This is a genomic window from Gilliamella sp. Fer1-1, from assembly GCF_001690825.1.
Lineage (GTDB): Bacteria > Pseudomonadota > Gammaproteobacteria > Enterobacterales > Orbaceae > Gilliamella > Gilliamella apicola_C.
In genome coordinates, this window is sequence record NZ_LZGX01000048.1 from 1 (window position 1) to 12,161 (window position 12,161).

Here is a 12,161-nt window from a genome sequence, read left to right on the forward strand (position 1 = left end):
TTAATCAAGTTTTAGCGCATATTATGAAAAAACTTGATATTTATGATGAATTTAAATTAGATACATCTGAATTGTATGTTAAGTAAAAATTTATTTATAAATTTCAGATTGATGACAAAGAGCTCGTTTTTTGGCGAGTTCTTTGATCTAATAGAGAGGAGTCCATTATAAGAGGAATTCTTCTATGCTAAAAAAACCAACTCCAGCGACACCAGAAAAAAATAGAGCAAATCTCGCTAGATGCGCTTGTCCCTCAAAATCATCTTGTTCGTAAAATAGCTAAAGTCATTGATTTTGAATTTATTCGAGAAGCGGTAGCACCACTTTATTGCCTTAATAACGGTCGCCGGCAGAAGATCCGGTCAGACTGTTTAAAATCATGCTATTGGGGTATCTTTTCGGTATCCCCAGTGAACGTCGTCTAGTTCAGGAAATTCTGGTCAATTTAGCTTATCGCTGGTTTCTGGGAATGGGATTAACCGAAAAAGTGATTGACGCCTCAACACTCAGCCAAAATCGTCGCCGTCGGTTTAATGACAGTGAAATCTATCAATAGATTTTTGATAATATTGTTGAGCCCAGTCAATATATTGATGCGCTTAATCAAGCCATCAACGCAGAAAGAGAATTAAACGGAAAAAAGCCTTAAAGCCATCGACGGTAGAGAAATACAAGGATGTTAAAGTCAGTACAACAGATTCGGATAGTGGCTTTATGCATCGGGAAGACAAGCCTAAAGGATTCTTCTACTTAGATCACCGAACGGTTGATGGCAAACATAATTTAATTACCGATACCTATGTCACAGCCGGAAATATCCATGATCCCCAGCCTTATATGGCTCGATTAAAACGCCAGCTAGAGCGGTTTGGCTTTAATCCGGTTGGTGTCGGTCTTGATGCGGGTTATTTTACGGCTCCCATTTGCCATTTACTGCTGGCAGAGCAGATATATCCGGTGTTGGGTTATCGTCGCCCCACCCATGGTGCGAATCCCATCAGAAAAAAGCAGTTTATCTATAACCGTCAAAACGATACTTATACTTGCCCAAACGGGCAAACATTAATATATAAAACTACTAGCAGGGAATGTTATCGTCATTGTCATTCTGATGCAACAACCTGCAAAATCTGTCCGTTATTGTCACAGTGTACACAGAGTAAAAATACACAGAAAGTCATCACACGGCATATCTGGGAAGCAGATAAAGAAAAAGCCAACGAGATTCATTTAAGTCAGTGGGGTAAAAAAGTCTATGCTCGGCGAAAAGAAACGATAGAGCGCAGCTTTGCTGATGCTAAACAACATCACGGACATCGCTATGCTCGATTTAGAGGAAGAGCGCAGGTTCAAATGCAGTGTTTATTGGCTACAACGGCTCAAAATATCAAGAAAATAGCGATAAAGTTATTTTTGTTACGTTTTTTAGGCTATTTTTTAATTTATTTAATAAAATCCAAATTAAAAATCCTATTTATGGTTTAAATAAAAAAATAAACCCCGAATTATATCGAGGTTTGTCATCAATCTGAATAGCCACATTTAGTGGCTATTTTTATTAATGGCTATGATTCAATTCCTTGACTACGCAGATAATCTTCATAATTACCCGTATAATCGTTCACTTTTTCAGGTGTAATTTCAACAATTCGAGTCGCTAAGGAACTTACAAATTCACGGTCGTGTGAAACAAAAAATAGTGTGCCCTGATAAAGCTCTAATGCCATATTGAGTGATTCAATTGATTCCATATCAAGATGGTTTGTTGGCTCATCCATGACAATAATATTCGGGCGTTGCATCATCAATTTACCAAATAACATGCGTCCCTTTTCACCACCAGATAGGACTTTAACTTGTTTTTTAATATCATCTTGCGAAAATAATAAACGCCCTAAAATACTACGTACCGCTTGCTCATCGTCGGTGGGTTGCTTCCATTGACTCATCCAGTCAAATACGGTTAAGTCTTCATCAAATTCATATTCATGATCTTGCGCGTAATAACCAATATTGGCATTTTCTGACCATTTGATCTCACCTTGTTCTGGTGTCAGTTCGCCCATTAAGGTTTTTAGTAGGGTGGTTTTACCGATACCGTTAGTCCCTAAAATCGCGACTTTCTCGCCTACTTCAACCATTAATTTAAGATTTTTAAATAGTGGACCGTTGTCAAAACCTTTCGTCAGATTTTCAACAACAAGGGCATTGCGAAACAGCTTTTTATCCTGTTCAAAACGAATAAATGGGTTTTGACGGCTGGAAGCTTTGACTTCTTCAAGTTTGATTTTTTCAATTTGTCTGGCGCGTGATGTCGCTTGCTTGGATTTAGAAGCATTGGCACTAAAACGACTTACAAACGATTGCAATTCACTTATTTGTGCTTTCTTTTTGGCATTGTCAGCTAATAAGCGCTCTCTGGCTTGAGTTGACGCGGTCATATAATCGTCGTAATTACCAGGATAGACACGCAATTCACCATAATCCAAATCGGCCATATGGGTACAAACCATATTTAAAAAATGGCGGTCATGCGAAATAATAATCATCGTACTTTCGCGTTGATTTAGCGTCTCCTCAAGCCAACGGATCGTATCAATATCTAAGTTATTGGTTGGTTCATCAAGTAATAAGATATCAGGATTTGAAAATAGGGCTTGCGCTAACAATACCCGTAACTTCCAACCCGGCGCAATTTCGCTCATTAGCCCGTAATGTTGTTCAATGGGGATACCAACACCTAATAATAATTCGCCAGCACGAGACTCAGCGCTATAACCATCCATTTCAGCATATTGAATTTCTAAATCAGCCACTTTAAACCCGTCTTCTTCGCTCATTTCCGGAAGCGAGTAAATACGATCGCGTTCTTGTTTGATTTGCCATAATTCGGTATGCCCCATAATGACGGTATCAAGTACGGTAAAATCTTCAAAAGCAAACTGATCTTGGCGTAATTTACCTAATCTTTCATGTGGATCGAGCGATACATTACCCGATGTCGGCACTAGATCACCGCCAATAATTTTCATAAAGGTCGATTTACCACAACCATTAGCACCGATAAGCCCATAGCGATTACCGTTACCAAATTTAACCGAAATGTTTTCAAATAATGGCTTACTGCCAAATTGCATTGTGATGTTATTTGTACTTAACACTAAAATTTACTCTCTTTAAAATGCGTTTTGCTCAAAAGCAATAATTAGCCTTTAAGTGAAACCTATAAAATGTGATTTAGCGCACATTATGCCATAAAATAGCTTTTTTGAGGATCTTTGATTTATCGGCTATCTTTTTTATGGTAATTTATTTAAGTTATTATCAATTGATTTAGCGTGATTTTATAAGAATTATAAAGAACGTTTAGGGAATAAAGCTACATTTCAATAAAAATGGAAATTCAATTACCAAATATAAGCGTGCACCAGGAAATGGTAAGTTTACTTATCCTCATTTCACAAAGCTTTTCACTGATAGCCTCATACTCGTCTAACTAACATAACTTATTAATATTAAAAAAGTATCATGAAATCATGATGTAATTTTATCCACCAACGGCTTTTACACCACTCCAATAATCTGTTATTATCGAAAAATAAACGCATATAATTTGTAAATATTTAGCAAATACCTTCAGTCAGTGCAATTTGGATTCCATTATCGCAATTAACATAACGAGATTAATATAACTAAATACATTGAATCAAACGATATTCAGTTTAGAATCATTTAATCTATTGAGATGATTAAATTAAATATATCAAGTTTGAAAATCAACTGAAGTATCGAATAAAAACTATATTAAATTTAAATAATAACAAGTATCCATTGCATCAAAGCCACAAATGCTAGGATAAGCAATATACAAAACAAAATGGTAAGGATAGAAATAGTATGAAATACCACTTAGATAATTTTGTTAACTTAATGAATGACTCCAAAAAAAATCGTTATTTGCTAGTTGATAAATTAAGACCATTACCGGATTATAATTTAATATCTGTTGACAATATTGTTGAATTCTTTTTCGATAAACAAGCCGATAAAAATGCCAAAAAGGAGCGGGTTGTTCCCATTCTAAGGCCAGATTTGATTCATGATATCGAGCATTGTCCGCATCTAATATTAATTGCAGATCAAAACGAATCGATAAACCCTGAACTATTGGCACTTTCTCTTAAAGAGGCTAGTAGTTAATTATTTATGGATAAACGCTATATATGCGCTTGGCTTATAAGTGATTTACCGCTAACACAATTAGCTGAAGAATTAGTTACCATAGGAGAGACTTTGGCTAAAGAAGCTCTGACAATAAATAGTCGATTTTTTCCTTATTACGAACCTTTCCGTATGCAATTATTACATGAAAGCAATCTGATTTATCAACAATGGTTACCTAGGCAATTAAAAGGTATTGCACAATATTGTTATCTTAATTTAAGCCGTAAAATTAAAATTATTCAAAAACCCGAACCAAACGAAATCTTAGGTTTTTCGCAAATAAGTGACCGTACAGTTTCGTATCAACAATATGCTAAACAAATTTTTCTTTGCTTTAAAACTTTAATCGAAAGTAAACAGATCAAAATACCTGACGATAGACAACTTATTATGGTGGCTGATAAATGGTTAGATAGCATAAGAACAGGGCTGGCCGATTTAGAAGATCAGTTTGCATTTGTCATCAACAGCTTGTTTTATAATATTGATTTAATGAATCAAGCACAAACGCAACAGGCTGTATTTAATGCAATTGAAAATCCAGGCACATTAAAACAAAACTTATCGGTATTGAGACAATCGCAATGGGGGCAAATAAAATAATGGAAGAACAATCAAAACAACAAAAAGAACAAGTTTTACATAATCACGAAACCGATATAATTAAAGACGCCGAGGATGTTAACGAAAAAATAGCAGAACTTGTTTCGCTTAGTAAAGAAAACTGTCGGCTTTGCGGGCGTGATGGCTATCCCATTTATCTACTCAGGAAAGCAGTAATTAGAAAAAAAGCATGGGGCGTAAATTGATCTAAAGATGTGCCTAAGGGAGTCGCAAAACAACCATCTCAAGCATTACAAAAATATGAATATGTACTGCGTAATGTAAGGCAAGGTTACATCTATGTATTAGTTGAAAGCATAGAAGGCAAAAAAGAGTTTATCGGTTATGAAGTTACTCCCGAAGGCGTGTTTAGACATAGACCAGTTGAAAATATGGTAGTCAATAAATGTGATTCTATGGCGCAATCTTGTACTAAAAAAAATCACCATATACCAGCTTCGTTTATTACCATTAATAATTATTTATACAAAAAGGCGTGGATTGCTTATAGTAAGCAACCTTGGTCAAAAAAAGTTCGAGAACAATATCGCACAGGTAAAGCCGATTTAAGTCGTTTTACCTTTGTTGATCTGAGTGTCGAAGCAACTCGAACGTTATCTAAAGATCAAATAAGTGCGGAAAATTTATTTAAAACGGCTGTTGATTATAATCGTAGAAAAGATAACCGTACAGAGCTTCTCCCAGATGCGTCGGCACCGTTACAACCCGAATTGGTATTTGAGGATCTGACAATAACAGGGTATTACAGTTTACATCATTTTCAAAGCCGTAAAGATTCTGATTGGGGTTACTATAAATATGTATCTGAAATGGAATCCCAACTTCTTTGTAAAATACCTGTGGTAGTGGTTGAGGATAATTTCGGAATTGTTGAAGAGCTTAACTATCAACGTGAAGTCAACAATAATTTTACGGGTGATAGAAATTTAATCCATAAAAAAGACAAAAACACAGGGATCCCCTATGTGTTTAGTTTAATTCATACTGATGAATTTGAATATAAAAATGCAATACTTAACACCATCGACGCTTATGAAAAATCACTAGATAAATTTTATAAAGAGCGTTCATCGGGATATATTCGCCATACAATCGATGAGTCAGGAAGCACAGTTAACCATTTGACTCGTAGCGAAATTGATATCTGTAGTAATCACCTTTTAACAGATTATGGTACCTGTGAATTTATTCCTGAAAATAAATCCGCTGAGGAAAATTTTGCAAAAAATTGGAACAAATTAAAAAAACAGCTTGATACTAATAAAATTGAAACTTTTCGAAAAGATAGACGATACTATCAAAGTATGTTCGAAAGCCGTTTATTAGACTATTCCAAAGATTATGCCTATTATGCACGTTGGCTATTTGGTAAAGCAGGCAAAAACTCAAAATTATCACAAACCGTTATTAGTGAACGTAATAAAAACCATTTTTGGGAAGTGGAATTTGATTATCAACTTAAAGCCTTTCATAAGTTATACCTTGATGATGCACATATTATGTTATCCAGTCACATTCCACCAACTGACGATGTCAAAGCCTTATATGACGAACTGTGCTCTGACGAAAACAGCTATTACTATCGAGTGATAGCGGGTGATAATAAGCAATTGTTTCTAGAAACCGACAGTGATCCTTCATCAACAACCGAATCCACAAAAACGGATGGTTCCACGTCAGAAGATGATTCGTCAGATGATGAGTTTAACAAAGCGATGGTTGATAGTATCAATGCAATATTTGGTGCAGAAGTCAGTACTTCGGATGGGGATATTCTTCTTGGTTATTTAATCCGTAATCATATTTTATCGTTGGCAACTGATATTAGCAAAGGTATAGCAACCGAATATCGTAATGGAAAAGTTTTACTTAACCAAACGTTAATATCAGAGCGTTTAAAACTTTTAGCCGAAAAAATAGCAAATGGTAAAGTAACACAAACAACCTTAAATATTCGCATGACCGATATTGCCGAAGTATTTAACCGAATTGGCGAAATTTCGGCAACCGGTGGCGTCAATTTCAAAACCAATTTAAAAACCGCACAAGGTGATAACTTATATTTTAACAAAGCAGATTCTAAATTTTACATTATGGATGTAAACGGTAAATCCCGAAGCTTTACCCGTGAAGAATACGCAACAATAAGACAAAAAACCGTGTCACTTGAAATAACCATGGTGACCGAAAATCCTCGAGTAACCCCCAAATTATTGGAAGAATTTGAAAAGTTAGCCAATGAAGAGGTTTTATCAATTCAAAAATTTCGACAATTTGCCAATCGCGTGCCCCAAGAAGTTGAAATTTCGGTAATGACCAATGGTGACGACTTACAACAATCGCTATTAAAAGAATTAGAAGAATCGAAAAAAATATATCATGTTCAAACTGAAAACCAAAAAATTGTTGTCAGCGGTTTAGCAAAATGCTTTTTAAATGTGGTAATGATTCACTTTACGCTAAATGCATTTAAAAATAATCTGGAAGAAATCAAAACCGAGACCGATCCAATACAAAAAGCTTTTCTACTTTATGATTTAACCTCGAGTTTAATCGCTATTGCAGGTATGGCGGCCGAAGTTGGCGGGCATATTATCAAAATGGCAACAGCTATGAACGCACTTAAGATGACTAACTTTTTAACACGTCATCCTTATGGCGAAAGCCGACTAACACCACCAAAATTGAAACTCGCTTATGGCATGAAGCAAGTTTTTAATGTCACAAACAAATTTCTCAATTTTGTCGATAAAGGGCTTGGTATATTAGCAATAGCCGATGGCGCGATAGAGATTTTAAAAGGGGGTAATTTAATTCTTAATGAAAAAGAAATTGTAGCAGGGATACTAAAATTAACAGGTGGTTTTGTTATAATGGTTGGAGCAGCAATGACACTAAAATTGATGACTTTAACACTTCCAGTAGCAACGGTACCAGTAGTGGGGGTTATTGTTACTGTTGCAGGTGTTATTATTATTTATATTTCCACATTATTTGAGCGTAGCAAGCTAGAGCGCTGGTTTGCCCGCTGCGGTTTTGGTATTGATAATGGGCGTTACCCAATGACAATTGCTGGATGCAAACAAGCGCTAAATGATTTTTCGGTGCTGATATCAGGCATATCACCGCAATTGCGCTTTGCACAGCCCGATAAAAATCAAGAAATTTTACTAGCTGAATTTATATACCGCTCGCTTTATCTTGATATGACCATTCATGACTTCGATATGGAAAACGATAAATTAGCATTTATCGTCACTATTATGGAGAAAAGAAACCCAGACTTAAAGGTAAAAATACAACTTAACCATAATAATATAAGTAAAAAGCTGGAGCCAAAACTCATTGAAGATAGTTTGAACACCCTATTATATGGTCGTCCCTATATTATATTCACCCACGATAAAGGTAGAATGTTTAAATATCAATCAGAAGAGGTTGAAAATGATAATAGAGATTACACATTAAAACCAGTAAAAGGCACTAAAACCAATTTAGTTATTCGCTTTAAGCTGGCCGAGGTAAATTATAAAGCCATTACATCATTACTCTATACCGTTGAACTTAACTATAAAAAACCCGATATCATAAATGGTGACCAAATAGAAGAGTCACAACCACTTCATCAATTTTATGAATTTGACAGTTATGGGATCATGCTTTTAAACCACAAATAGATTATAAAGGAACAAAAATATGCCATCACGCTATCAACCGCAAATAATAAGTTGGAGTAAAGACCTTAGTAAAACCAGTGGATTGGGCATTATCAGCGAAGCAAACTATATAGCTTGTGCTAATGATAACTATCTGGAAATTTATCGTTATAGAAAATTTAAAGGAATAAGTTTCGGATTATTTTTGATGATTCTTTTAAACTTTTTATTTATTTTTACTTTTTTTCATTTTTTATTTGCGAAAAACATTTTATGGGTGATGGTAATATTGTTTTTTTTTACAATTATAGCAATAAATGCCATTATTTATCGTCTCCTATTTGATTTTCTTTTTGCCTATTTTGCTCCTTTTAGCAATCCTATTCGCTTTAATCGCAAAACAGGTAAAGTCTATCTTTACGAAGCAGTGGCAATGAAATGGATGTTTAAACTCTGGACACCACTTAACGCATTCAAGGATTTAAAAAAATACCAAATCAAAGTTTATGACTGGGCTAACTTTCATGCGGTATTACAAAGTTCAACAGGTGCCTTTGCTAGTGGTGGTACAATTGAACATCATATATTACTGGGTGTAGCTTGTAAGCCAAACAGCCACGAACTGATTGAGTATATCTATATTGGTGAAACCAATCAATTTGCTTATGCTTGGAACTGGATCAGCCATTTTATGGAGTATGGAACGGACAGGCCACTAAATAAAGCGGGTTTAAAATATATAGATTACAGTCGAGACGATGCCAAAAGTTTTATGGATGTTGAACCACGTATTACAGTCACCTCAAAGCAAATTGAAGGATTAGACAAAGCCTCGAAAGCCGGCTCCAAAGAAGAGCTAGCTCAAATTGAACAAGAATACCACCTGAGTGGTACGGTCTATCCTGTTTATTAATAAAGGAAATAATAAGCAAATAAGGAACAAAAATATGCCATCACGCTATCAACCGCAGCTATCAGGCTGGAGTAAAGACCTTAGTAAAACTAGTGGAGGAGGTATTATCAGCGAAGCAAACTATATAGCTTGTGCTAATGATAACTATCTGGAAATTTATCGTTATAGAAAAATTGGTGCGGCAAGTGCTACATTTTTCTTAATATTATATTTTAATTTAGCTTTTTTTATGTTGTTTTTTCATTTTTGGTTAGGAGTCGAATTTATATGGTGGATTACTTTTATTTCTTTTTTTATGATCATTGTGCTTAGCATTATTTGTTATCACACTCTATTCAATTTTCTTTTTGCCTATTTTGCTCCCTTTAGCAATCCTATTCGATTTAATCGCAAAACAGGTAAAGTGTATCTTTATGAAGCAGTGGCAATAAAATGGATGACGACATTTTGGTTGCCATTTAGTGCATTCAAGGATTTAAAAAAATATCAAATCAAAGTTTATGAATGGGCTGACTTTCATGCAGTATTACAAAGTTCAACAGGTGCCTTTGCTAGTGGTGGTACAATTGAACTCCATATGTTGTTTGGCGTAGCTTGTAAGCCAAACAGTCATGAAACGATTGAATATGTCTATATTGGTGAAACCAACCAATTTGCTTATGCTTGGGATTGGATCAGCCATTTTATGGAGTATGGAACGGACAGGCCATTAAATAAAGCGGGTTTAAAATATATAGATTACAGCCGAGACGATGTCAAAAGTTTTATGGATGTTGAACCGCGCATTAAAGTTACCTCAAAGCAAGTTGAAGGATTAGACAAAGCCTCGAAAGCCGGCTCCAAAGAAGATCTAGCCCAAATTGAACAAGAATACCAACTGAATGGTACTGTCTATCCTGTTTATTAATAAAGGAAATAATAAAAAAATAAGCAAATAAGGAACAAAAATATGTCATCACGCTATCAACCACAAATATCAGGCTGGAAAAAAGACCTCAGTAAAACTAGTGGATTGGGCATTATCAGCGAAGCAAACTATATAGCTTGTGCTAATGATAACTATCTGGAAATTTATCGTTATAGAAAAATTATTGGAGTAAGTTTTATATTGATTTTAATGGTTCTTGCTGATTTTATGCTTATTTTTATTTTTTTTGACATTTTATTTGTAAAAAGAACTTTATGGGTAATGGGAGGAGGAGTATTTTGTATAATTATAACAATAAGTGTCATTATTTATCACACTCTATTCAATTTTCTTTTTGCCTATTTTGCCCCCTTTAGCAATCCTATTCGCTTTAATCGCAAAACAGGTAAAGTGTATCTTTATGAAGCAGTGGCAATAAAATGGATGACGACATTTTGGTTGCCATTTAGTGCATTCAAGGATTTAAAAAAATACCAAATTAAAGTCTATAATTGGGCCGATTTTCATGCAGTATTACAAGGTTCAACAGTCGTCAATCCTAAAGGTGGTAGCTTTGAAGATTATACATTATATGGTGTAGCTTGTAAGCCAAACAGTCATGAACTGATTGAGTATATCTATATTGGTAAAACCAACCGATTATTTACTTATGCTTGGGATTGGATCAGCCATTTTATGGAGTATGGAACAGACAGGCCATTAAATAAAGCAGGTTTAAAATATATAGATTACAGTCGAGACGATGCCAAAAGTTTTATGGATGTTGAACCGCGCATTAAAGTCACCTCAAAGCAAGTTGAGGGATTAGACAAAGCCTCGAAAGCCGGCTCCAAAGAAGAGCTAGCCCAAATTGAACAAGAATACCAACTGAGTGGTACGGTCTATCCTGTTTATTAATAAAGGAAATAATAGATAAATAAGCAAATAAGGAACAAAAATATGTCATCACGCTATCAACCGCAACTATCAGGCTGGAGTAAAGACCTTAGTAAAACTAGTGGAGGAGGTATTATCAGCGAAGCAAATTATATAGCTTGTGCTAATGATAACTATCTGGAAATTTATCGTTATAGAAAAATTATTGGAGTAAGTTTTATATTGATTTTAATGGTTCTTGCTGATTTTATGCTTATTTTTATTTTTTTTGACATTTTATTTGTAAAAAGAACTTTATGGGTAATGGGAGGAGGAGTATTTTGTATAATTATAACAATAAGTGTCATTATTTATCACACTCTATTCAATTTTCTTTTTGCCTATTTTGCCCCCTTTAGCAATCCTATTCGCTTTAATCGCAAAACAGGTAAAGTTTATCTTTACGAAGCAGTGGCAATAAAATGGATGACGACATTTTGGTTGCCATTTAGTGCATTCAAGGATTTAAAAAAATATCAAATTAAAGTCTATGATTGGGTCGACTTTCATGCGGTATTACAAAGTTCAACAGGTGCCTTTGCTAGTGGTGGTACAATTGAACTCCATATGTTGTTTGGCGTAGCTTGTAAGCCAAACAGTCATGAAACGATTGAATACATCTATATTGGTGAAACCAACCAATTTGCTTATGCTTGGAACTGGATCAGCCATTTTATGGAGTATGGAACGGACAGGCCACTAAATAAAGCGGGTTTAAAATATATAGATTACAGTCGAGACGATGCCAAAAGTTTTATGGATGTTGAACCACGCATTACAGTCACCTCAAAGCAAGTTGAGGGATTAGACAAAGCCTCGAAAGCCGGCTCTAAAGAAGAGCTAGCTCAAATTGAACAAGAATACCAACTGAATGGTACAGTTTATCTTGTTTATTAATAAT

General features: G+C 34.9%; 9 protein-coding genes and 1 pseudogene. 9 read left to right on the forward strand and 1 reads right to left on the reverse strand.

The window, feature by feature from the left end; translation table 11 throughout:
- Positions 1-221: 221 nt before the first annotated feature.
- Positions 222-1,482 (forward strand): annotated as a pseudogene (locus A9G28_RS13045) (transposase); the annotation flags it as partial.
- Between the two features lie 83 nt (positions 1,483-1,565).
- Here A9G28_RS13045 and A9G28_RS06650 read toward each other — a convergent pair.
- Positions 1,566-3,161: an ABC-F family ATPase gene (locus A9G28_RS06650; RefSeq protein ID WP_065567197.1), complete on the reverse strand. Its 1,596-nt coding sequence runs from the start codon at positions 3,159-3,161 to the stop codon at positions 1,566-1,568.
- A 736-nt stretch (positions 3,162-3,897) separates the two neighbouring features.
- Here A9G28_RS06650 and A9G28_RS06655 point away from each other — a divergent pair.
- From A9G28_RS06655 to A9G28_RS06690, 8 genes are read left to right on the forward strand one after another with little or no spacing between them, the layout of a single operon-like run.
- The gene (locus A9G28_RS06655; protein WP_065580150.1) at positions 3,898-4,200 is read left to right on the forward strand and encodes a hypothetical protein; all 303 of its coding nucleotides are present in this window, start codon (positions 3,898-3,900) and stop codon (positions 4,198-4,200) included.
- Positions 4,201-4,206: 6 nt separating this feature from the next.
- Positions 4,207-4,827, forward strand: coding sequence for a hypothetical protein (locus A9G28_RS06660; RefSeq protein ID WP_065580151.1), 621 nt, complete (start codon positions 4,207-4,209; stop codon positions 4,825-4,827).
- Complete coding sequence (locus A9G28_RS06665) at positions 4,827-5,033, forward strand: hypothetical protein (RefSeq protein ID WP_065580152.1); 207 nt, start codon at positions 4,827-4,829, stop codon at positions 5,031-5,033. The genes A9G28_RS06660 and A9G28_RS06665 overlap by 1 nt, the downstream gene beginning before the upstream one ends.
- Positions 5,034-5,042: 9 nt before the next feature.
- Positions 5,043-8,525 carry a toxin VasX gene (locus tag A9G28_RS06670; RefSeq protein WP_065580153.1) on the forward strand — a complete coding sequence of 1,161 codons (3,483 nt, stop codon included), beginning with the start codon at positions 5,043-5,045 and terminating at the stop codon, positions 8,523-8,525.
- A 19-nt stretch (positions 8,526-8,544) separates the two neighbouring features.
- Positions 8,545-9,417, forward strand: coding sequence for a DUF6708 domain-containing protein (locus A9G28_RS06675; RefSeq protein WP_065580154.1), 873 nt, complete (start codon positions 8,545-8,547; stop codon positions 9,415-9,417).
- A 34-nt stretch (positions 9,418-9,451) separates the two neighbouring features.
- On the forward strand, positions 9,452-10,324 hold the full coding sequence (locus tag A9G28_RS06680) for a DUF6708 domain-containing protein (RefSeq protein WP_065580155.1): 873 nt from the start codon (positions 9,452-9,454) through the stop codon (positions 10,322-10,324).
- A gap of 42 nt (positions 10,325-10,366) precedes the next feature.
- Entirely contained in the window at positions 10,367-11,242 is an 876-nt protein-coding gene (locus A9G28_RS06685; protein WP_065580156.1) for a DUF6708 domain-containing protein, read from the forward strand.
- Positions 11,243-11,284: 42 nt separating this feature from the next.
- On the forward strand, positions 11,285-12,157 hold the full coding sequence (locus A9G28_RS06690) for a DUF6708 domain-containing protein (RefSeq protein ID WP_065580157.1): 873 nt from the start codon (positions 11,285-11,287) through the stop codon (positions 12,155-12,157).
- Positions 12,158-12,161 lie beyond the last annotated feature (4 nt).

What these genes read in the sequence shown, in the direction of transcription:
- A9G28_RS06655 (WP_065580150.1), top strand. Translation starts at nt 3,898, where the DNA reads ATGAAATACCACTTAGATAATTTTGTTAACTTAATGAATGACTCCAAA.
- A9G28_RS06660 (WP_065580151.1), top strand. Translation starts at nt 4,207, where the DNA reads ATGGATAAACGCTATATATGCGCTTGGCTTATAAGTGATTTACCGCTA.
- A9G28_RS06665 (WP_065580152.1), top strand. Translation starts at nt 4,827, where the DNA reads ATGGAAGAACAATCAAAACAACAAAAAGAACAAGTTTTACATAATCAC.
- A9G28_RS06675 (WP_065580154.1), top strand. Translation starts at nt 8,545, where the DNA reads ATGCCATCACGCTATCAACCGCAAATAATAAGTTGGAGTAAAGACCTT.
- A9G28_RS06680 (WP_065580155.1), top strand. Translation starts at nt 9,452, where the DNA reads ATGCCATCACGCTATCAACCGCAGCTATCAGGCTGGAGTAAAGACCTT.
- A9G28_RS06685 (WP_065580156.1), top strand. Translation starts at nt 10,367, where the DNA reads ATGTCATCACGCTATCAACCACAAATATCAGGCTGGAAAAAAGACCTC.
- A9G28_RS06690 (WP_065580157.1), top strand. Translation starts at nt 11,285, where the DNA reads ATGTCATCACGCTATCAACCGCAACTATCAGGCTGGAGTAAAGACCTT.